The sequence below is a fragment of the Enterobacter sp. FB genome (assembly GCF_000805795.1).
Classification (GTDB): domain Bacteria; phylum Pseudomonadota; class Gammaproteobacteria; order Enterobacterales; family Enterobacteriaceae; genus Enterobacter; species Enterobacter roggenkampii.
In genome coordinates this window covers 1,101,923-1,124,268 of the sequence record NZ_JSZC01000013.1, presented here as the reverse complement: position 1 = coordinate 1,124,268, position 22,346 = coordinate 1,101,923, and the positions used below count along the sequence as shown (strand labels likewise).

Annotated in this window: 18 protein-coding genes; 12 read left to right on the top strand and 6 right to left on the bottom strand. The window is 57.1% G+C overall.

The window, feature by feature from the left end:
- Positions 1–59: 59 nt before the first annotated feature.
- Entirely contained in the window at positions 60–1,448 is a 1,389-nt protein-coding gene (pntB, locus tag PI91_RS12280; RefSeq protein WP_021241158.1) for a Re/Si-specific NAD(P)(+) transhydrogenase subunit beta, read from the bottom strand.
- Positions 1,449–1,458: 10 nt separating this feature from the next.
- Positions 1,459–2,988, bottom strand: coding sequence for a Re/Si-specific NAD(P)(+) transhydrogenase subunit alpha (gene pntA / locus PI91_RS12275; protein ID WP_021241157.1), 1,530 nt, complete (start codon positions 2,986–2,988; stop codon positions 1,459–1,461).
- A 535-nt stretch (positions 2,989–3,523) separates the two neighbouring features.
- Here pntA and ydgH point away from each other — a divergent pair.
- The 3 genes from ydgH (at position 3,524) to folM (ending at position 6,797) form a co-directional block, all read left to right on the top strand.
- Complete coding sequence (gene ydgH / locus PI91_RS12270) at positions 3,524–4,468, top strand: DUF1471 family protein YdgH (RefSeq protein WP_023327293.1); 945 nt, start codon at positions 3,524–3,526, stop codon at positions 4,466–4,468.
- A gap of 184 nt (positions 4,469–4,652) precedes the next feature.
- Positions 4,653–6,035, top strand: coding sequence for an amino acid permease (locus tag PI91_RS12265; protein WP_023292612.1), 1,383 nt, complete (start codon positions 4,653–4,655; stop codon positions 6,033–6,035).
- A 39-nt stretch (positions 6,036–6,074) separates the two neighbouring features.
- The gene (gene folM, locus PI91_RS12260; protein ID WP_021241156.1) at positions 6,075–6,797 is read left to right on the top strand and encodes a dihydromonapterin reductase; all 723 of its coding nucleotides are present in this window, start codon (positions 6,075–6,077) and stop codon (positions 6,795–6,797) included.
- On the opposite strand, the gene PI91_RS12255 is transcribed toward folM, so the two are convergent.
- Positions 6,794–7,129, bottom strand: coding sequence for a GlpM family protein (locus tag PI91_RS12255; protein WP_023617531.1), 336 nt, complete (start codon positions 7,127–7,129; stop codon positions 6,794–6,796). The two genes, folM and PI91_RS12255, sit on opposite strands and share 4 nt — an antisense overlap.
- 128 nt (positions 7,130–7,257) lie before the next feature.
- On the opposite strand from PI91_RS12255, the gene rstA reads away from it, so the two are divergent.
- The 4 genes from rstA (at position 7,258) to tus (ending at position 10,855) form a co-directional block, all read left to right on the top strand.
- Positions 7,258–7,974, top strand: coding sequence for a two-component system response regulator RstA (gene rstA, locus PI91_RS12250; protein WP_021241154.1), 717 nt, complete (start codon positions 7,258–7,260; stop codon positions 7,972–7,974).
- A gap of 244 nt (positions 7,975–8,218) precedes the next feature.
- A complete protein-coding gene (locus PI91_RS12245) occupies positions 8,219–8,479 on the top strand; it encodes a hypothetical protein (RefSeq protein WP_039266214.1) in 261 nt (86 codons plus the stop codon).
- A gap of 75 nt (positions 8,480–8,554) precedes the next feature.
- A complete protein-coding gene (rstB, locus tag PI91_RS12240; protein WP_039266213.1) occupies positions 8,555–9,853 on the top strand; it encodes a two-component system sensor histidine kinase RstB in 1,299 nt (432 codons plus the stop codon).
- A 72-nt stretch (positions 9,854–9,925) separates the two neighbouring features.
- On the top strand, positions 9,926–10,855 hold the full coding sequence (gene tus / locus PI91_RS12235; RefSeq protein WP_039266212.1) for a DNA replication terminus site-binding protein: 930 nt from the start codon (positions 9,926–9,928) through the stop codon (positions 10,853–10,855).
- Here the strand turns inward: tus and fumC are convergent, their stop codons facing one another.
- Complete coding sequence (gene fumC, locus PI91_RS12230) at positions 10,856–12,250, bottom strand: class II fumarate hydratase (protein WP_023343987.1); 1,395 nt, start codon at positions 12,248–12,250, stop codon at positions 10,856–10,858.
- Between the two features lie 184 nt (positions 12,251–12,434).
- Positions 12,435–14,081: a class I fumarate hydratase FumA gene (fumA, locus tag PI91_RS12225; RefSeq protein ID WP_039266211.1), complete on the bottom strand. Its 1,647-nt coding sequence runs from the start codon at positions 14,079–14,081 to the stop codon at positions 12,435–12,437.
- Positions 14,082–14,280: 199 nt separating this feature from the next.
- Between fumA and manA the strand changes: the two genes are divergently transcribed.
- Positions 14,281–15,456, top strand: coding sequence for a mannose-6-phosphate isomerase (gene manA, locus PI91_RS12220; protein ID WP_039266210.1), 1,176 nt, complete (start codon positions 14,281–14,283; stop codon positions 15,454–15,456).
- A 99-nt stretch (positions 15,457–15,555) separates the two neighbouring features.
- Positions 15,556–17,088 (top strand): YdgA family protein, encoded by a 1,533-nt coding sequence (locus PI91_RS12215; RefSeq protein ID WP_039266209.1) that lies wholly within the window; start codon positions 15,556–15,558, stop codon positions 17,086–17,088.
- 114 nt (positions 17,089–17,202) lie between these two features.
- Here PI91_RS12215 and PI91_RS12210 read toward each other — a convergent pair whose 3' ends face one another.
- A complete protein-coding gene (locus tag PI91_RS12210; protein WP_039266208.1) occupies positions 17,203–18,231 on the bottom strand; it encodes a Mal regulon transcriptional regulator MalI in 1,029 nt (342 codons plus the stop codon).
- A 179-nt stretch (positions 18,232–18,410) separates the two neighbouring features.
- On the opposite strand from PI91_RS12210, the gene malX reads away from it, so the two are divergent.
- From malX to add, 3 genes are all read left to right on the top strand, one after another.
- On the top strand, positions 18,411–20,003 hold the full coding sequence (gene malX / locus PI91_RS12205) for a maltose/glucose-specific PTS transporter subunit IIBC (RefSeq protein ID WP_023343984.1): 1,593 nt from the start codon (positions 18,411–18,413) through the stop codon (positions 20,001–20,003).
- Between the two features lie 48 nt (positions 20,004–20,051).
- Positions 20,052–21,224 carry a MalY/PatB family protein gene (locus tag PI91_RS12200; RefSeq protein ID WP_039266206.1) on the top strand — a complete coding sequence of 391 codons (1,173 nt, stop codon included), beginning with the start codon at positions 20,052–20,054 and terminating at the stop codon, positions 21,222–21,224.
- 96 nt (positions 21,225–21,320) lie between these two features.
- Complete coding sequence (gene add / locus PI91_RS12195; protein WP_039266205.1) at positions 21,321–22,322, top strand: adenosine deaminase; 1,002 nt, start codon at positions 21,321–21,323, stop codon at positions 22,320–22,322.
- The last annotated feature ends 24 nt before the right edge of the window (positions 22,323–22,346 follow it).

The following is a 22,346-nucleotide window of genomic DNA, read 5'->3' as shown; positions in this document are numbered from 1 at the left end:
CTTACCCGGCCTACGGGTTTGGTAGACCCGGTAAGCTTGCGCCACCGGGCTTTACCCTGTCAGAGCGCTTTCAGAATCGCATCCACGCTGGCTTTGGCATCGCCAAACAGCATGTGGGTGTTCTCTTTGAAGAACAGCGGGTTCTGCACCCCGGCATAGCCGGTATTCATTGAGCGCTTAAACACGATCACGTTCTGCGCCTTCCACACTTCCAGAACCGGCATCCCGGCGATTGGGCTACGCGGATCGTCCTGCGCCGCCGGGTTAACGGTGTCGTTAGCCCCAATGACCAGCACGGTGTCGGTGTCGGCGAAATCATCGTTGATCTCGTCCATCTCCAGCACGATGTCGTAAGGCACTTTCGCTTCCGCCAGCAGCACGTTCATGTGGCCTGGCAGACGCCCCGCCACCGGATGAATACCAAAACGCACCTTGATGCCGCGCGCGCGCAGCTTCTCGGTGATTTCCGCGACCGGATACTGCGCCTGTGCCACCGCCATGCCGTAGCCCGGGGTGATAATGACCGAGTGCGAGTTTTTGAGCATCTCGGCGGTATCTTCCGCGCTGATCTCACGGTGCTCCCCCACTTCCTCATCGGAGCCGGTAGACGAGCCGTCAGAACCAAAGCCACCGGCGATGACGCTGATGAACGAGCGGTTCATCGCCTTACACATGATGTAAGACAGGATCGCACCCGAAGAACCCACCAGCGCACCGGTGACGATCAGCAGGTCGTTGCTCAGCATAAAGCCCGCCGCCGCCGCCGCCCAACCGGAGTAGGAGTTCAGCATGGAGACCACCACCGGCATATCCGCACCACCGATGGACGCCACCAGATGCCAGCCGAAGGCCAGCGCGATGATAGTCATCACCAGCAACGCCAGTACCTGCAGACCGACGCTTTCGGTACGCACGAAGACCACCAGCAGCACAAACGATACCACCAGCGCCGCCAGGTTCAGCTTATGACGGTTTGGCAGCATCAGCGGCTTAGAGGAGATCTTCCCGCGCAGCTTACCGAACGCGACAATGGAACCGGTGAAGGTGACCGCACCGATGAAGATACCGAGAAACACTTCCGTCAGGTGAATATTCACCAGAATCGGTTCCAGACCTGGCGTGTGGTACAGGTAGCTATTGAAGCCCACCAGCACTGCGGCCAGACCCACAAAGCTGTGCAGAATCGCCACCAGCTCCGGCATCTCGGTCATTTCAACGCGTTTCGCCAGGCGAATACCAATCGCACCGCCGATGATCATCGCCACCAGGATCCACGCCACGTTGCCGGTGTCCGGCCCGAAGATGGTGGCAATCAGCGCAATCGCCATCCCGGCGATACCAAAGTTATTCCCCTGCTGAGACGTTTCGTGTTTGGAAAGCCCCGCCAGACTGAAAATAAACAGGATTGCAGCAACAATGTATGCGGCTGTCACTAATCCTCCAGACATATGCTACCCCTTAGCCTTTACGAAACATTTTCAGCATGCGCTGAGTCACGGTGAAACCACCGAAAATATTGATACTGGCGATCAGCACCGCGATAAAGCTCAGGAAGCTGATCCAGCCGCCGTGGCCAATCTGCAGTAACGCCCCCACCACGATGATCCCGGAGATGGCGTTGGTTACCGACATCAGCGGCGTATGCAGCGCATGGGAGACGTTCCACACCACGTAGTAGCCCACGACGCAGGAGAGCGCGAAGACGGTAAAGTGGCCGAGGAACTCTTTCGGCGCGACGTCAGCCAGCCAGCCGAACAGAATAATCACCAGCGCCATGATCGCGTATTTGCGCCACGGGGAAGCCGGTTTGGCAGGTTCTTTTGGCTCAGGCGCCGCTTTAGGCGCTGCCTGAGGCTGGGCCGAAACCTGAATCGGTGGCGCAGGCCAGGTAATTTCACCTTCACGCACCACGGTCACACCGCGCACCACCACGTCGTCAAAATCGACGGTGATGTTGCCGTCTTTCTCTTTGCAAAGCAGCTTCAGCAGGTTGACGAGGTTGGTGCCGTACAGCTGAGACGATTGCGTCGGCAGGCGACCCGGCAGATCGGTATAGCCGATCACCTTCACGCCGTTTGCGGTCGTGGTCACCTGATTTGCTACGGTATATTCGCAGTTGCCGCCGTTTTGCGCGGCCAGGTCGACAATCACGCTGCCCGGCTTCATGGAGTCCACCATCTCACGGGTAATCAGCTTCGGCGCCGGTTTACCCGGGATAAGCGCGGTGGTCACAATGATGTCGACATCTTTCGCCTGCGCGGCGAAGAGTTCCATTTCGGCTTTGATAAAGGCTTCGGACATCACCTTCGCATAACCATCACCGCTGCCCGCTTCTTCCTTGAAGTCCAGCTCAAGGAATTCGGCCCCCATACTCTGGACCTGTTCTTTCACCTCAGGACGGGTATCAAACGCGCGAACGATAGCGCCCAGGCTGTTTGCCGCACCGATGGCTGCAAGTCCCGCCACGCCAGCGCCAATCACCATCACCTTCGCCGGAGGGACTTTACCCGCCGCGGTGATCTGACCGGTAAAGAAGCGACCAAATTCGTGGGCCGCTTCAACAATGGCGCGGTAGCCCGCAATGTTTGCCATCGAACTTAAGGCGTCCAGCGACTGGGCGCGCGAAATACGCGGCACGGAGTCCATCGCCATCACGGTGACGCCGCGCGCGGCCAGTTTTTCCATCAGCTCAGGATTTTGCGCAGGCCAGATAAAGCTCACCAGCGTGGTGCCCGGATTCAGCAGCGCAATCTCACTCTCTTCCGGTGCGTTGACCTTCAGAATAACCGGCGACTGCCACACGTCGGCACTGTCCACCACTTCCGCGCCAGCCTGAATAAAGGCCTCGTCATCGAAACTCGCCAGTTTGCCCGCGCCGCTTTCAACTGCGACGGTAAAACCCAGCTTAAGCAGTTGCTCCACCGTTTTCGGTGTTGCCGCTACGCGGGTTTCATTGGCTAACCGTTCTTTTGGTACCCCAATACGCATAGTTTTCCCTTCCATCGGTTTTTGATGATGGTTTAACGATAAGTGCCCGCGGTTTGTATCATTTTTCGCCATCACGCAAGCAATGAGACACAATTCACCCCGGAAAATAAAACAGTAACAAACTGTCTATAACCTACTGAAAATAGCGGCCGTGATCTACCGCCAGAAAACACTATTTCTTACTTTATCTGTGAAAAATAAGCGATCGGCGTCACTGACAGTGATATTTACCTTAAATTCATCGCCAGAACCGATAATTCGCGCAAGCGAAGCGGTAAAAACATGATATAGCGCCATAAGAGAACAACTTATTAACATTAAATTAACTTGTAAAAGTCATAAGCTTTATCAGTTTTACTTGTCAAACGCGTGTTTTTTCAACATATCACTAAATGTTATCGAATAAGGTGATTCAGTGAGCACAGGCAGTGAAAAATGGCGCAGACAGCGACGGGTTTTAAATGCCATAATCGGGACCGTCTCAAATTAACAACAATACCAGTACATGGTTTGCGCAAGGCGAAGGATCATTTTTATGAAGCTTAAGAACACACTCCTGGCGTCCGCACTTCTCTCCGCGACCGCCCTGTCTGCGAATGCCGCAACAGAGTTAACGCCGGAGCAAGCGGCAGCGTTAAAACCTTTTGACCATAAGGTCATTGTGGGTCGTTATAATTCTATTGGCGACGCCGTCGCCGCTGCATCAAAGGCCGCTGATAAAAACGGGGCAGCCTCGTTTTATGTTGTTGACCAGTCTGATAACGGCAACAGCGGTAACCAGCGCGTGACCATTGCGCTGTATAAGGACAACGCGCCAAAAGCTGACGCACCGAAAAACCGCGTGATTAACGGTGTTGTTGAACTGCCGAAAGATCAGGCAATTGCGCTGGAACCGTACGACACCGTCACCGTTCAGGGCTTTTACCGCAGCCAGCCTGAAGTGAACGATGCCATCACCAAAGCCGCGAAAGAGAAAGGGGCCTACGCTTTCTACATCGTGCGTCAGGTCGATGCTAACCAGGGCGGCAACCAGCGTATTACCGCGTTCATCTATAAAGAAGATGCGAAGAAACGTGTTCTGCAGAGCCCGGATGCGATTCCGGCAAACTCCGAAGCCGGTCGCGCGGCGATAGCGAAAGGCGGCGAAGAAGCGAAGAAAGTGGAAATCCCAGGCGTCGCAACGACGGCTACGCCAAGCGCTGAAGTGGGCCGTTTCTTTGAAACGCAGTCCACGAAAGGTGGTCGTTATTCGGTTACGCTGCCAGACGGTACCAAAGTTGAAGAGCTGAACAACGCCACTGCCGCGCAGATGGTGCCGTTCGACAGCATCAAATTTACCGGCAACTACGGCAACATGACGGAAGTCTCTTACCAGGTCGCGAAGCGTGCGGCGAAGAAAGGGGCGAAGTTCTACCACATCACCCGCCAGTGGCAGGAACGTGGTAACAACGTGACCATCAGCGCCGATCTGTACAAGTAACAAAATCGTTTAAAAAAGGCGGCGCAATGCCGCCTTTTTTGTTACTTTTTTTGAATTTCTGCCACACGTCATTGCATGCTTTCGTTACACTCCGTAAAATCCCGCGCCTTAGTGTGATCCACCATTTTTATGCGCCTGAGCGAAATAATTATTCTGGATTTTGACCTTTCATAACAGGAAGCCAATGGAAAAGAAACTTGGCCTGAGTGCTCTGACTGCACTCGTTTTAAGCTCAATGCTGGGTGCAGGCGTATTCAGTTTGCCGCAAAATATGGCGGCCGTCGCCAGCCCGTCTGCCCTCATCATTGGCTGGGGCATTACGGGTGTCGGAATATTGCTGCTGGCCTTCGCCATGCTGCTGCTGACGCGCATTCGCCCGGATCTGGACGGCGGCATTTTCACCTATGCCCGGGAAGGTTTCGGCGAGCTGATTGGCTTCTGCTCCGCCTGGGGATACTGGCTGTGTGCGGTGATCGCCAACGTCTCCTATCTGGTGATCGTTTTCTCGGCCCTCAGTTTCTTTACCGATACGCCTGAGCTGCGCCTGTTTGGCGACGGGAATACCTGGCAGTCTATTGTGGGCGCCTCGGTGTTACTGTGGTTCGTCCACTGGCTGGTGCTGCGTGGCGTACAAACGGCCGCCAGCATTAACCTGGTGGCGACGCTCGCGAAACTGGTTCCGCTCGGCCTGTTTATCGTTCTGGCCTTCATTGCGTTCCGTATGGACGTGTTCACGCTCGATTTCAGCGGCGTTGCGCTGGGCGTCCCCGTCTGGGAGCAGGTGAAAAACACGATGCTGATTACCCTGTGGGTGTTCATCGGTGTTGAAGGCGCGGTTGTGGTTTCCGCCCGGGCCCGAAATAAACGCGATGTGGGCCGCGCCACGCTGCTGGCGGTACTGGCTGCGCTCGGGGTCTATCTGCTGGTGACGCTGCTGTCGCTGGGCGTGGTGGCGCGTCCTGAGCTGGCTGAAATGCGTAACCCGTCAATGGCGGGCCTGATGGTGAAAATGCTCGGCCCCTGGGGCGATGTGGTGATTGCCGCTGGCCTTATCATCTCCGTCTGCGGAGCCTACCTGAGCTGGACCATCATGGCGGCTGAAGTGCCTTTCCTGGCCGCGACGCACAAGGCGTTTCCACGCCTGTTTGCGCGTCAAAACCAAAACAGCGCGCCGTCTGCCTCACTCTGGCTGACCAACATCAGCGTTCAGATCTGTCTGGTGCTGATCTGGCTCACAGGTTCAGACTATAACACGCTGCTGACCATCGCCTCGGAGATGATTCTGGTACCCTATTTCTTAGTGGGTGCGTATCTGTTAAAAATTGCCACACGCCCGGCGCATTATGTCGTGGGTGTCGGAGCCTGTATTTACGGCCTGTGGTTGTTGTATGCTTCCGGACCTATGCATCTGCTGCTGTCGGTGGTGCTGTACGCACCGGGTCTGCTGGTGTTCATCTACGCCCGCCGCACGCATCAGCTGGAGAACGCGCTGAAACGCCGTGAGATGGCCTTAATTGGACTGTTACTGGTTGCTGCCGTGCCGGCAACCTGGATGTTAGTGGGATAGCATCGCCTTTCCCATTGTTGAACTGTAAAGGAGAATACGATGGGAAATGCACCGCTTCGCCCCATACTGATCACCGGCGGAGGCCGCCGTATCGGCCTCGCCCTCGCCCATCATTTTCTCAACCTTCGCCATCCGGTCATTGTCAGCTACCGCACGGAATACCCGTCGATTGAAGGGCTGCGCAAAGCCGGGGCGGTTTGCATTCAGGCTGATTTTTCAACCGATGAAGGCATTCTGGCCTTTGCGGAAAAGGTGAAATCCACCACAACGGGTCTGCGCGCCGTGCTCCATAACGCCAGCGCATGGCAGGCCGAAAGGCCGGGTACGTCACTCAGCGAAACGCTCTCCGCCATGCTGCAGATCCACGTCAATGCCCCTTATCTGCTTAACCACGCTCTGCAGGATCTGCTCCGCGGCCACGGGCATGCTGCGGGCGACATCATTCACTTCACGGATTATGTGGTGGAGCGCGGCAGCGACAAGCACATTGCCTATGCGGCCAGTAAAGCCGCGCTGGATAATATGACCCGCTCGTTTGCCCGCAAGCTCGCCCCCGAGGTGAAGGTGAACGCCATCGCCCCGGCAATGATCTTATTCAACGAAAACGATGATGCGGAGTATCGCCAGCAGGCGCTGAATAAATCGCTGATGAAAATTGCCCCAGGCGAGAAAGAGGTCATCGACCTCGTGGATTACCTGCTCACCAGTTGCTACGTCACCGGCAGAACCTTTGCCGTGGACGGCGGCCGACCGCTGCGCTAGTGAAAGCGGCTCCAGAAGAAAATTAACACCCAGGCGCTGAGCCCCCAGCAGACCACCGCCCCGCTCAGCGCCAGGGGAAGACGCAGAAAACCGGTGAAATACCACAGCGAAAGCAGGTAGAGAAAATACGGGATGATTGACCACATGCCAAACACGATGGTCGTGCGTAACGCTTCCGTGCCGCGTTCAGACGCCACAATATAGTGGGCAATGAGTGCAAAGGTCGGGAAGAGAGGGATCAGCCCGGCAATATAGTAGTTTTTCGTTTTTGCCAGAATGCCAATCAGCAACACCACCAGCGCACCCAGCGCGGCTTTGATCACCAGAGCCATCGTTTTCCTTATAATAATCAACTCACCTTATGGGCCAGAATAACGGAACCGGCGTTAATTTTGAAAGATTAATGGAAGGTTAAGGTTTCGCGGTGTATGTTGGCTTTTTTCACGAAAACAGACGCTGTATGAATAAGATTGTTTATGTTGAAGACGAACCCGAAGTCGGACAGCTGATCGCCGCCTATCTGGGTAAACATGATATGGACGTCATTGTTGAACCTCGTGGCGATCGTGCCGAAGAGGTGGTCGTCCGTGAAAACCCGGATCTGGTGCTGCTGGATATCATGTTGCCGGGCAAAGACGGCATGACGCTCTGCCGCGACCTGCGCGCCCGGTGGGAGGGCCCTATCGTCCTGCTCACCTCACTGGACAGCGATATGAACCATATTTTGTCGCTGGAGATGGGTGCCAATGATTACATTCTGAAAACCACACCGCCTGCCGTCCTGCTCGCTCGCCTGCGCCTCCATTTACGCCAGCACGCCAGCATCGAACGCGAAGCACCGGCGCCGTCTCTGACGCCGCACAAAGCGATGCGCTTCGGTACGCTGTCTATTGATCCGATTAACCGTCAGGTGCTGCTCTCTGGCGAGCTTATCGCCCTTTCCACCGCAGATTTTGACCTGCTGTGGGAGCTGGCAACGCATGCCGGGCAGATCATGGATCGTGACGCGCTGCTGAAAAACCTGCGTGGCGTAAGCTATGACGGAATGGACCGCAGCGTGGACGTGGCGATTTCGCGTCTGCGCAAAAAACTGCAGGATAACGCCACCGAGCCCTACCGCATTAAAACCGTGCGTAACAAGGGCTATCTGTTTGCCCCACATGCGTGGGAAACCTGATCGCCGGACAGGATAACCTGCGCGAAATAAAGGCATTACGCGAGAATGCCCTTCTTTCGCGCGTTTATTTTTACGTTTGCGCAACAATTAACTTGCTAAGCACGCAAACTATTCCATAATTACCTTCTCGACTCTCCTTTCTTCAGCTCGCCCCGCTCTTGCGATTGTTTTACTCATTTTCGCCGTGAAGCTTTCACGACATCTCTCCAATAAATCTTGAAATGAGGATTTAAGCTCATGAATTATGTATAGCTACGGTCAGGTAGAAGCGATAAAAACCAATCTTGAGTGGATTGTTAATCAGGCAACCCTGAACCACGCCTCCCCCTCTCGCACCGATCAAAAAGCGCTCTTTGACCTGCTGGAACTCATCCAGTCTTACGAAATACTGCTGGATCTCATCAGCGAATACGGAACGGATGTGATTGATACGCACATTGCAGAAGGCCTGGCCATGACGGAAAAACTCATCGCCAAGGTAAAAAACAGCGCGAAAGCCGTCTAACACGCTCGACAGACGTGAAAAACTCGAAGGGTTTTCATGTATATTCTGCACATAGCGTTTTTGCGGTGAGATCCAATGAAAAAGCTGTTTGTGCAGTTTTATCTTTTACTGTTTGTCTGCTTCCTGGTGATGACCATGCTGGTCGGCCTGGTCTATAAATTTACCGCCGAACGCGCGGGCAGGCAGTCTCTGGATGACCTGATGAAAAGCTCGCTCTATCTGATGCGCAGCGAGCTGAGAGAGATCCCGCCACACGACTGGGCGAAAACCCTGAAAGAGCTGGATCTCAATCTGTCATTCGATTTACGCATCGAGCCGTTGAAAGATTTCGATCTGGACCCGCCCGCCATGCAGCGTCTGCGCGACGGGGATATCGTCGCGCTGGATGAGAAATACACCTTTATCCAGCGAATTCCGCGCAGCCATTACGTGCTGGCCGTCGGGCCGGTGCCCTATCTCTATTATCTGCATCAGATGCGCCTGCTGGACATGGCGCTGATGGCCTTTATCGCCATTTCACTCGCGTTTCCGGTTTTTATCTGGATGCGCCCGCACTGGCAGGACATGCTGAAACTCGAATCCGCCGCGCAGCGTTTTGGCGAGGGGCATTTTACAGAGCGTATTCACTTCGACAGCGGTTCCAGCTTTGAACGTCTGGGCGTGGCCTTTAACCAGATGGCCGATAACATCAATGCCCTTATCGCCAGCAAGAAACAGCTGATCGACGGAATTGCGCACGAGCTGCGCACGCCGCTGGTGCGCCTGCGCTATCGTCTGGAGATGAGTGAGAATCTGACGGAAGCAGAGTCTCAGGCGCTTAACCGCGACATTGGCCAGCTTGAGGCGCTGATTGAGGAGCTGCTGACCTACGCGCGCCTCGATCGCCCGCAAAACGAGCTTAACCTCAGCACGCCGGATCTGCCCGCGTGGCTGCAAACCCACATTGACGACGTTCAGAGCGTGAACCCGCAGCGCACGCTGTTGACCCGCGTGACGCCGGGTGATTACGGCGCACTCGATATGCGCCTGATGGAACGCGTGCTGGACAACCTGATGAACAACGCCATGCGCTACAGCGAAAGTACGCTGCAGATTGGGCTGGATTTGCAGGGCAATCAGGCCAGCCTGACCGTTGAGGATGACGGGCCGGGGATTGCGCCGGAGGCACGCGAAACCGTGTTTGAACCGTTTGTCCGCCTCGATCCCAGCCGCGATCGCGCCACCGGCGGATGCGGTCTGGGGCTGGCAATCGTCCACTCTATCGCGCAGGCGATGGGCGGCACGGTGCATTGCGAAGAGAGCGAGCTCGGCGGCGCGCGCTTCTGCTTTAGCTGGACGGTGTACCATAACATCGCCCTTCCCGTCCCTGCCTGACTTCAACCGCACGCTGGCCTGACCCGGCGTGCTGTGCTATATGATAAGTATGTTGTAACTAATGAGGGGCTTATGGCGACCTACGATCTTATTGAACGGCTGAACAACACGTTTCGGGAAATAGAACACGAGCTGCTGACCCTGACAGAACGTTTGCAGACCTGCCGACTGCTGGCCGCGCGCGTTTTTACCCTGCCAGAGGTAGTCAAAGGGGCCGAGCACGACCCGCTGGACACCATCGACGTGAAGCAGCACATCGGCAAGGCCGCACTGGAGCTGGCGATGAAACACTATCGCCATCTTTTTATCCAGCAGCAGTCTGAACAGCGCAGCAGCAAGGCGGCCGTGCGGCTGCCGGGCGTGATCTGTCTGCAAACCGATGCAGTAGCGCGCGAGGCGCTGGAAAGCCAGATTGCCCATATCAACAGTCTGAAAGCGGCATTTGAGAAGATCGTTACCGAAGAGTCGGGCCTGGCCCCCGCCGCCCGGTTTGAGTGGGTGCACCGTCAGCTTCCGGGGTTAATTACCCTGAATGCCTATCGCACGCTGACGGTTCTGCGCCATCCCGCCACGCTGCGCTTCGGCTGGGCGAATAAGCACATCATTAAAAACTTCACCCGGGATGAAATTCTGGCGCAGCTGGAAAAGAGCCTGAAGACGCCGCGCACCGTCGCGCCGTGGTCGCGTGAGCAGTGGATCGAGCGCCTGGAGCAGGAGTACCACAGCATCGCCTCGCTGCCAGCGGATACGCGCCTCAAAATTAAGCGCCCGGTGAAGGTGCAGCCTATCGCCCGCGTCTGGTATTCCGGCCAGCAAAAACAGGTGCAGTATGCCTGTCCAACGCCGCTGATTGCGCTCTATGATGCCGATCAGGGGGCTATCGTGCCGGATATTGGTGAGTTGCTGAATTACGATGCTGAAAATGTCCAGCACCGTTACCGACCTCAGGCGCAGCCGCTTCAGCTCATTATTCCGCGGCTGCACCTGTACGTGGCGAGTTGATTATTTCAGACTGCCAACCATCGCCTCAGGGCGCACCCAGGCATCAAACTCCGCCTCCGTCAGATAGCCAAGCGCCAGGGCGGAGGCTTTCAGCGTCAGCCCCTCCTTATGCGCTTTTTTGGCGATCTCGGCGGCTTTATCGTAGCCGATATGGGTATTGAGCGCGGTCACCAACATCAGCGACTCGTTCAGCAGCTGGCTGATGCGCTCGCGGTTTGGCTCGATCCCCACCGCGCAGTGTTCGTTAAAGCTCTCCATGCCGTCCGCCAGCAGACGAATTGATTGCAGAACGTTGTGGATCACCATCGGTCGATAGACGTTCAGCTCGAAGTTGCCGGATGCACCGCCCAGGTTGACGGCCACGTCGTTGCCCATTACCTGACAGCAGAGCATAGTCATGGCTTCGCACTGGGTCGGGTTGACTTTACCCGGCATGATGGAGCTGCCCGGCTCGTTTTCCGGAATGCTGATTTCACCGATGCCGCAGCGCGGGCCCGAGGCCAGCCAGCGCACGTCGTTGGCGATTTTCATTAGCGACGCCGCCAGCCCTTTCAGCGCGCCGTGGGTGTGGACCAGCGCATCGCAGGTCGCCAGCGCTTCGAACTTGTTGGGCGCCGTGACGAACGGCTGTCCGGTTATGGCCGCAAGTTCCTCCGCCACGCGCACCGCATACTCCGGATGGGTGTTTAACCCGGTGCCGACCGCCGTGCCGCCGAGCGCCAGCTCCGCCAGGTGCGGCAGGCTGTTTTCAATATGCTTCAGGTTGTGTTCCAGCATCGCCACCCAGCCGGAAATCTCCTGGCCGAGCGTCAGCGGCGTGGCGTCCTGCAGGTGCGTACGGCCAATTTTGACGATGTCGCGGAAGGCCTGCGCTTTCTCGTTGAGCGTGGATTTGAGGACGTTGAGCTGGGGGATAAGCTGCTCGCGGATAGCAATCACCGCCGCCACGTGCATGGCCGTGGGGAAGACGTCGTTAGAACTCTGGCTCTTGTTGACGTCATCGTTCGGGTGTACCTTGCGCTCCATGCCGCGCACGCCGCCCAGCAGTTCGCTGGCCCGGTTCGCCAGCACTTCGTTCATGTTCATGTTGCTCTGGGTGCCGGAACCGGTCTGCCAGATGGCGAGGGGAAATTCGTCGGGATGCTTGCCCGCCAGCACTTCGTCGGCGGCATTTATGATGGCGGTGGCCTTGTCAGCCGCCAGCAGGCCCAAATCCTGGTTTACCTTCGCGGCTGCGCGTTTGGTGAGCGCCAGCGCCTGAATCAGCGAAACGGGCATTTTTTCAGTCGAGATACGGAAATGCTCCAGCGAACGCTGGGTTTGCGCGCCCCATAGCTTGTCGGCCGGGACGTCGATGGCGCCCATCGAGTCTTTCTCATGGCGTACCGTGGTCATTACTTTCTCCTTGATAACACTGTCGGGATTGCTCACATGCTTAAGGGATAAGTAATGATGACTTCTGAGAAACGGTATGGCGCTTTGTGCGCTCTTTTTGGTGTCGGGTGGCGGCTTCGCCTTACCCGACCTATGAGAATGTAGGCCGGGTAAGGCGAAGCCGCCACCCGGCATTTTCTTCAGACTACTTCACACACGCCGAACACTGAGAAGACTGGATCTGTTTGAAGAAGTCGTTACCTTTGTCATCCACGAGGATAAACGCCGGGAAGTCTTCCACCTCAATTTTCCAGATCGCTTCCATGCCCAGTTCCGGGTATTCCACGCACTCCAGGCTCTTGATGCTGCCCTGCGCCAGCACCGCAGCCGGGCCGCCGATGCTGCCGAGGTAGAAGCCGCCGTGCTTGTGGCAGGCGTCCGTTACCTGCTGGCTGCGGTTGCCTTTCGCCAGCATGATCATGCTGCCGCCGTTAGCCTGCAGCTGGTCGACGTACGAGTCCATACGGCCCGCCGTGGTTGGGCCTAATGAGCCAGAGGCATAACCTTCAGGCGTTTTCGCCGGGCCCGCGTAGTAGATCGGGTGATCTTTAATGTACTGCGGCAGCCCTTCGCCGTTGTCCAGACGCTCTTTCAGCTTCGCGTGCGCAATGTCGCGGCCCACGATAATCGTGCCGTTCAGGGAGAGACGGGTCGAAACCGGATACTGAGACAGCTGCGCCAGGATCTCTTTCATCGGACGGTTCAGGTCAACGCGAACCGCTTCCCCCTCGCCCGCTTTGCGCAGCGCTTCCGGAATGTATTTACCCGGGTTGTTCTCCAGCTTCTCGATCCAGATGCCGTCGCGGTTGATCTTGGCCTTGATGTTGCGATCCGCAGAGCAGGAGACGCCCATCCCGACCGGACAGGATGCACCGTGACGCGGCAGACGGATCACGCGCACGTCGTGGGCGAAGTATTTACCGCCAAACTGCGCGCCGAGGCCCAGATTGCGCGCTTCTTCCAGCAGCTCCTGCTCAAGCTGCACGTCGCGGAACGCCTGGCCGTGCTCGTTACCTTCGGTTGGCAGGCCGTCGTAGTATTTGGTTGAGGCCAGCTTCACGGTCTTCAGCGTGCTTTCCGCCGAGGTACCGCCAATCACAAACGCGATATGGTACGGCGGGCACGCCGCGGTGCCGAGGGTGCGCATCTTCTCAACCAGGTAGTTCTTCAGCTTGCCCGGGGTGAGCAGCGCTTTGGTCTCCTGGTAGAGATAGGTTTTGTTGGCCGAACCGCCGCCTTTGGCGATGCAGAGGAATTTGTACTCGTCACCGTCGACGCTATAGAGATCGATCTGTGCAGGCAGGTTAGTGCCGGTGTTGACCTCTTTGTACATGTCCAGCGCCGCGTTTTGCGAATAGCGCAGGTTGTCTTCGGTGTAGGTGTTATATACGCCGTGCGCCAGCGCCGCTTCATCGCCGCCGCCGGTCCAGACGCGCTGGCCTTTTTTACCGACGATGATCGCCGTACCGGTATCCTGGCAGGTAGGCAGAATGCCTTTCGCCGCGATATCGGAGTTACGCAGGAACTGCAGGGCAACGTACTTGTCGTTTTCGCTGGCTTCCGGGTCGCTCAGAATATCGGCCACCTGCTGCTGGTGCGCAGGACGGAGCATAAACGAGGCGTCGTGGAAAGCATGCTGCGCCAGCAGCGTCAGCGCCTGCGGATCCACCTTGAGGATCTCTTGTCCTTCAAACTCAGAGACGGAGACGTGATCGCGGGTTAACAGGTAATACTCGGTCTGATCCTTACTGAGGGGGAAAGGATCCTGATAATGGAAGGGTTTATTCGACATTGGTCTCTCACTTACTGCTTCGGTCTGTTTATTCAGGGCAGATGTTCCGCTGCCCGGCTTAAAAGCGAGTCAGCTTATCCTACACAATTTTTTAACAAAAACTGAGACTAGTACGACTTTTTACATCCACAGGTTACTTCCATGTGGTTTATTGCTTTAATACCCGGAGTTTATTCCACATTTGAATCAGGGCTTGATAATGCAAAAACTCATTAACTCAGTGCAAAACTACGCCTGGGGAAGTAAAACTGCGTTAACGGATCTCTACGGTATCGCGAACCCAAACAACCTGCCGATGGCAGAACTGTGGATGGGGGCGCACCCGAAGAGCAGCTCAAAAATTGAAGACGCCAGCGGCCAGGCACGCAGTCTGCGTGACGTAATTGACGCCGATAAAGCCGCGCTGCTGGGCGACAAGGTGGCTCAGCGCTTTGGCGAACTGCCGTTCCTGTTTAAAGTACTGTGCGCTGACCAGCCGCTCTCCATCCAGGTTCATCCGAACAAGCAAGCGTCTGAAATCGGCTTTGCGAAAGAGAACGCGGCGGGTATTCCGTTAGACGCCGCCGAGCGTAACTACAAAGATCCTAACCACAAGCCGGAGCTGGTGTTCGCGCTGACGCCGTTCCTGGCGATGAACGCGTTCCGCGAGTTTTCAGAGATTATCTCCCTGCTGCAACCGGTCGCGGGTGCCAATAACGCTATCGCGCATTTCCTTGAAAACCCGAATGCCGAGGCGCTAAGCCAGCTGTTTGCCAGCCTGCTGAACATGCAGGGTGAAGAGAAATCCCACGCCCTGGCGGTGCTGAAAGCCGCCCTGGAGAGTCAGCAAGGTGAACCGTGGGAGACCATCCGTCTTATTGCGCAGTTCTATCCGGACGACAGCGGCCTGTTCTCCCCTCTGCTGCTGAACGTGGTGAAGCTGAATCCGGGTGAAGCAATGTTCCTGTTCGCGGAAACCCCGCACGCCTATCTGCAGGGCGTGGCGCTGGAGGTGATGGCCAACTCTGACAACGTGCTGCGCGCGGGCCTGACGCCGAAATACATCGACATCCCCGAGCTGGTTGCCAACGTCAAGTTCGTGGCGAAACCCACCGCGGAGCTGCTGACTCAGCCGGTGAAAAACGGCGCAGAGCTGGACTTCCCGATTCCGGTTGAGGATTTTGCTTTCTCCCTGCACGACCTGAGCCAGACAGAAACGACCATCGCACAGGAAAGTGCGGCGATCCTGTTCTGCGTGGAAGGCGAAGCGACGCTGCACAAAGGCGAACAGCGTCTGGTGCTTAAGCCCGGTGAATCAGCATTCGTTGCAGCCAATGAGTCTCCGGTTAGCGTAAGCGGCACCGGTCGACTGGCGCGCGTTTTCAATAAGCTTTAAGCACTTACTGAATTTTTTAACAACTCTTGCTAAGCTAGTTGCAGGCTTAATATCTCCAGGCGGTTTTTACCGCCTGGTTTCATTTTAGGGATAGTCGCAATGAAAAAATCGGTCGTAGCGGTAGGAGTGATTGTAGCGTTAGGCGTAGTCTGGACGGGTGTCTCCTGGTTTACCGGGAAACAGCTGGAAGGACGCCTGGCTGAGATGGTGGCGCAGGCTAACGGAGAGATTAAGCGCAGCGCGCCGGAAGCGGGCCTTGAGCTGAGCTATCAAAATTATGAGCGCGGCGTGTTTACCAGCCGTATGCAGGTAGTGGTGAAGCCGGTTGCCGGTACGGAGAACGGCTGGCTGAAACCAGGTCAGAGCGTGGTGCTGGATGAAGTGGTGAGCCACGGTCCCTTCCCGCTGGCGCAGCTAAAGTCGTTTAACCTGATCCCGTCAATGGCGTCCGTTCACACGGTCCTGGTGAATAACGACGTCACCAAACCGCTGTTCGACCTGGCAAAAAATACCTCACCTTTCGAAATCGACACCCGCATCAGCTATGCCGGTGACACCAGTTCCGATATCGCGCTGAAAGCGCTGAACTACGAGAAAGAGAATGAGAAAGTCGCCTTTAGCGGTGGTCACTTCAAACTTGACGCGGACCGCGACGGGAACGTGTTCTCCCTGACGGGTGAAGCGGAAAGTGGCCTGGTCAACGCCGTGAACGAATACAATCAAAAAGTTCAGCTCACCTTCAACAACCTGAAGGCCGACGGCAACAGCCGCATGACCGATTTTAAAGAGCGTATCGGCGATCAGAAACTCTCTCTCGATAAAGTCGCCATTGCGGTTGAAGGCAAAGAGATGGCCGTGCTGGAAGGCATGGACGTCAACGGCAAATCCGACGTGTCCAAAGACGGTAAGAGCATCAATACCCAGCTGGATTACACGCTGAAGAGCCTGAAAGTGCAGAATCAGGATCTGGGCACCGGCAAACTGTCGCTGAAGATCGGCAATATCGACGGCCAGGCGTGGCACGAATTTAGCCAGAAATACAGCAAAGAGAGCCAGGCGCTGCTGACCGATGCCGCGCTGCAGCAGAACCCGGAAGTGTACCAGCAGCAGGCGATGGCAGTGCTGTTCAACAACGTGCCGATCCTGCTGAAAGGCGAGCCGGTGATCACCGTTGCGCCGCTGAGCTGGAAAAACAGCAAAGGTGAAACCAGCTTCAACCTGTCTCTGTTCCTGAAGGATCCGGCCACCGCCACGGGTGAACCGCAGACGCTGGCGCAGGAAGTGGATCGCAGCGTGAAGTCGCTCGACAGCAAGCTGACCATCCCGATGGATATGGCGACCGAGTTTATGACCCAGATTGCGAAGCTGGAAGGCTACGGCGATGAAGATGCCGGCAAGCTGGCGAACCAGCAGGTGAAAGGCCTGGCGGCCATGGGCCAGATGTTCCGCATCACGAAGGTGGACAACAACACGATTTCCACCAGCCTGCAGTACGCCAACGGCCAGGTCACGCTCAACGGCGACAAAATGCCGCTGGAGGATTTTGTCGGCATGTTTGGCATGCCTGCTCTGGGGATGCCGGAACCGGCTGAACCGGCAGCGCCAGCCGAACCGGCGGCACCGCAGCAGTAAACGTCAAAACCCCTCGCATGAGGGGTTTTTTATTGCCGGGTGGCGCTGACGCTTACCCGGCCTACGATTCCGGGCCGCTTCAGGCCCGTGCAAGCGCAGCGCCGCCGGGCGATATTATTTCACCGGCACCAGGCGCGCCGCCACAATCTGGTGCCCGGCCTGAACGTCCGTATTGTCGATGCGCTGCATGATCCTGTCCGCCAGGGTGTAGCCCATCTCCCGCGCTGGGGTAGTGGCCCAGACGATCGACAGATCGTCGAGCGCGTTTTCACCGACGTCGGCGAACGCCCCCAGCGCCACCTGGTGGCCGAAGAAGGTTTCCACCCCGCCCTCGCCGCTCTGACGCCCGGCGCGGATCAGGCCAAACCAGGCGCCCATGGCGATCACATCGTTATAGCAAATGACGGCGCTGATGGTCGGGCTGCTGCGCAGCAGCGCGCCTATCGCTTCCGCCGCCATCTTCTGGCTGGACTCACACTCAACAACCCACTCGCTGTGGAACGGCAGGCCGTATTTAATCAGCGTCGCGCAGTAGCCGCCGACCCGTTCGGCGCGGGTCAGGGACGAGCTTTTGCCGCCCAGCCAGGCAATGCGCTGATGGCCGCGACGAATAAGATGCTCGGTCAGCATTTGCGCAGCCTGCATGTTATCCGGGCGCAGCGTATCGGCTTCATCGAGGTAGCTGGCGCGTGAAGCAAACACCAGCGGCACGCCTTTTTCAGCGGCACGCTCGCACAGCTCGCTGCCCACGCCCGACGCCCCGGCGACGATCACCCCGTCCACACCCTGATTCAGCAGCATATCGAGCCGGGAAAGCAGCTGATCGGCCTCGCGACCGCCGTGAAGCAGAAAGACCATCCGCCCCTGCGCTTCAAGCGCTTCGGTTAAGCCGGCGGTCAGCTCCGCATAGAAAGGTGACGTCAGGTCACGGACAATCAGGCCAATCACCCCGCTTTGCCCGCCGCGCAGCGCCGACGCCTGGCGGTTTCGCACAAAGCCCAACTGCTCAACCGCCTCATTCACCCGCTGACCGGTCGCGGGAGAGATGCGTCCTTTTCCGCTCAGTACCAGAGAAACGGTGCTGACGGAAACCCCCGCCGCCAGCGCGACATCGTTGATGGTGACTTTTTTCGCTACAGCCATGTGTTGGCGTGACTCCCTGAAAAATGAGATCGGTAAAACGTTTTATCAATACGTTATCTTTATACTACCAGTCAAAGCCTGAGAATGTGATTTAGCGCGCACTAAACTTTGATAAAACGTTTTATCTTCTCGCAGCATTGAAGCAGACAAACTGATTTTAACAATAAAGGAGTCGTTTTATGACGGCGAAAGCAGCACAAAAAATATCGCTGTGGGAATTTTTCCAGCAACTGGGTAAAACCTTTATGCTGCCCGTGGCGCTTCTCTCGTTCTGCGGGATCATGCTCGGGATCGGCAGTTCGCTCAGCAGTAAAGACGTCATCACGCTGATCCCCTTCCTCGGCGCGCCCGTGCTGCAGGCGATCTTTATCTGGATGAGTAAAGTCGGCTCCTTTGCCTTCAGTTTCCTGCCCGTGATGTTCTGTATTGCAATCCCGCTGGGCCTGGCCCGCGAGAACAAAGGCGTCGCGGCGTTTGCCGGTTTTGTGGGCTACGCGGTGATGAACCTGGCGGTTAACTTCTGGCTGACTGCAAAAGGCATACTGCCGACCACCGACGCCGCCGTTCTGAAGGCCAACAACATTCAGAGCGTGATTGGTATTCAGTCCATCGACACCGGGATCCTCGGGGCGGTGATCGCCGGGGTAATTATCTGGATGCTGCACGAGCGCTTCCACAATATCCGCCTGCCGGATGCCCTGGCCTTCTTCGGCGGCACCCGCTTTGTCCCGATCGTGACCCTGGTCGTTATGGGTCTGTTTGGTCTGATTATTCCGCTGATTTGGCCAGTTTTCGCTATGGGCATCAACGGCATTGGCCGCATCATTAACGGTGCGGGAGATTTTGGTCCGATGATCTTCGGCACCGGCGAGCGTCTTCTCCTGCCGTTTGGCCTGCAGCATATCCTGGTGGCCCTGATTCGCTTCACCGAAGCGGGCGGCACCATGGAGGTGTGCGGTCACGACGTGAGCGGCGCGCTGACTATCTTCCAGGCGCAGCTGAGCTGCCCGACGACACACGGCTTCTCCGAAAGCGCCACCCGCTTCCTGTCTCAGGGTAAAATGCCTGCCTTCCTCGGCGGCCTGCCGGGTGCTGCGCTGGCAATGTACCACTGCGCGCGCCCGGAAAACCGTCATAAAATTAAAGGTCTGCTGATTTCCGGCGTGATCGCCTGCGTCGTGGGCGGTACCACCGAGCCTATCGAGTTCCTGTTCCTGTTCGTCGCGCCGGTGCTGTATCTGATTCATGCGGTGCTGACCGGTCTGGGCTTCACCGTGATGGCGGTGCTGGGCGTCACCATCGGCAACACTGACGGCAACGTGATTGACTTCGTGGTGTTCGGGATCCTGCACGGCCTGTCGACTAAGTGGTATCTGGTCCCTGTCGTGGCGGCAATCTGGTTTGCGGTGTACTACGGGATCTTCCGCTTCGCCATCACCCGCTTTAACCTGAAAACGCCAGGACGCGATATTGATACGGCCACCAGCGTTGAACAGGCGGTTGCCGGTACCGTGGGCAAATCCGGCTATAACACCCCTGCCATTCTGGCGGCGCTGGGCGGTGCGGATAACATCACCTCGCTGGATAACTGCATTACCCGCCTGCGTTTGTCGGTGGCGGATATGTCAAAAGTGGATACCAACGCCCTCAAGGCCAACCGGGCCATCGGCGTGGTACAGTTAAACCAGCACAATTTGCAGGTGGTTATCGGCCCGCAGGTACAGTCAGTGAAAGATGAGCTGGCGACCCTGATGCGAACAGTAGAAGCCTGATGCCTCAGCCCCCTCACCATGAGGGGGTTTTACGTTAAGGATTAAAGCATGTTTGATTTCTCAACCGTCGTGGATCGACACGGCACCTGGTGTACGCAGTGGGACTATATCGCCGACCGCTTTGGCGCGGCGGATCTGCTGCCCTTCACCATCTCGGATATGGATTTCGCCACCGCCCCCTGCATAACCGACGCGCTGCAACAGCGCATTCATCACGGCGTGTTTGGCTATAGCCGCTGGAAAAACGACGAGTTTCTCGCCGCCGTCGCACACTGGTTCCAGCAGCGCTTTAACACCCGAATTGATACCGAAAGCGTGGTTTATGGCCCCTCCGTCATCTACATGGTCTCTGAACTGATTCGCCTCTGGTCAAAACCCGGCGACGGCGTGGTGGTTCACACCCCGGCATACGATGCCTTTTACAAAGCCATAGAGGGTAACGGGCGTCGTGTTGTGGCGGTTGAAATGGAAAAACAGGCCGCTGGCTGGCAGGGCAATATGGCAGCCCTCGAAGCGGCGCTGGCGAGACCGGAAAACAAAATTTTGCTGCTGTGCAGCCCGCAGAATCCGACCGGCAAGGTCTGGACGCGGGATGAATTGACGCAGATGGCGGAACTCTGCGAGCGCTATGACGTGGCGGTTATCAGCGATGAAATCCATATGGACATGGTGTGGGGAGAACATCGTCACACGCCGTGGACCGCAGTGGCGCGGAGCAAATGGGCGCTTCTGACCTCCGGCTCGAAAAGCTTTAACATTCCGGCGCTGACGGGGGCTTATGGCCTGATCGGCGATGAAGAGAGCCGTAACGGCTATCTCAGCGCGTTAAAAGGTCGGGACGGGCTCTCTTCCCCTTCCGTGCTGGCGCTAACGGCGCATATCGCCGCCTATCAGCAAGGGGGCCCGTGGCTGGATGCCCTGCGGGGTTATCTGGAAGACAATCTGTTGTATATCGCTCAGGAAGTAAACCGCGCTTTTCCGAAACTCAACTGGCAGCCGCCGGAAGCGACCTATCTGGCCTGGATCGATCTGCGTCCGCTGAATATTGACGATCGGGCGCTGCAAAAAGTGCTGATTGAGCAGCAAAAGGTCGCCATCATGCCGGGATATACCTATGGAAAAGAGGGAAATGGCTTCGTACGCCTCAATGCGGGCTGCCCGCGCAGCAAGCTGGAGCAAGGGGTTCAACGCCTGGTTGCTGGCATTAATACGCTTCTATAATCAATTTGCGCAACGGAATATTCCCTTGCGCAAATAGCTTTTTACCCCGTTTTGTTTTTATAATATGGCGCACTTTAACCAGAAAAGAGTGCGACCATGATTGATACACGCCTGCCTTTAACTGATATTCATCGTCACCTTGACGGTAACATTCGTGCCCAAACCATCCTCGATCTTGGCCGCCAGTTCAATTTAACGCTTCCTGCTCAGACCCTTGAGTCCCTGATCCCTCACGTACAGGTGACCTCTAATGAACCGGACCTGGTCAGCTTCCTGAGCAAACTCGACTGGGGCGTGAAGATGCTGGCGTCGCTGGATGCCTGCCGCCGCGTGGCGTTTGAGAACATCGAAGATGCCGCCCGCAACGGCCTGCACTACGTCGAGCTGCGCTTCTCGCCGGGCTACATGGCGATGACCCACAACCTGCCCGTTGCAGGCGTCGTGGAAGCCGTCATTGAAGGCGTCCGCGAAGGGTGTAAAACCTTCGACGTTCAGGCTCGCCTGATCGGCATCATGAGCCGTACCTTCGGTGAAGCCGCCTGCCTGCAGGAGCTGGAAGCGCTGCTGGCCCATCGTGATGCCATCACCGCCGTCGATCTCGCCGGTGACGAGCTGGGCTTCCCGGGCAGCCTGTTCCTCTCCCACTTCAACCGCGCGCGCGATGCCGGCTGGCACATTACCGTGCACGCGGGTGAAGCGGCTGGCCCGGAAAGCATCTGGCAGGCCATCCGCGAGCTGGGCGCCGAACGTATCGGTCACGGCGTGAAGGCGGTAGAAGACCGCGCCCTGATGGATTTCCTGGCGGAGCAGCGCATCGGCATTGAGTCGTGCCTGACGTCCAACATTCAGACCAGCACCGTGGCAACGCTGTCGCAGCACCCGCTGAAAACCTTCCTCGAGCACGGCGTGCTGGCCTCACTGAATACGGACGATCCGGCGGTTCAGGGCGTGGATATCATCCACGAGTACAACATCGCGGCCCCGCAGGCGGGGTTGAGCCGCGAGCAGATCCGTCAGGCGCAAATCAACGGGCTGGAGATCGCCTTCCTGACGCCTGCGGAGAAGCAGGCGCTGAAAGATAAAGTGGCTCGCGGTTAACACCGTTGCGGGTGGCGCTGACGC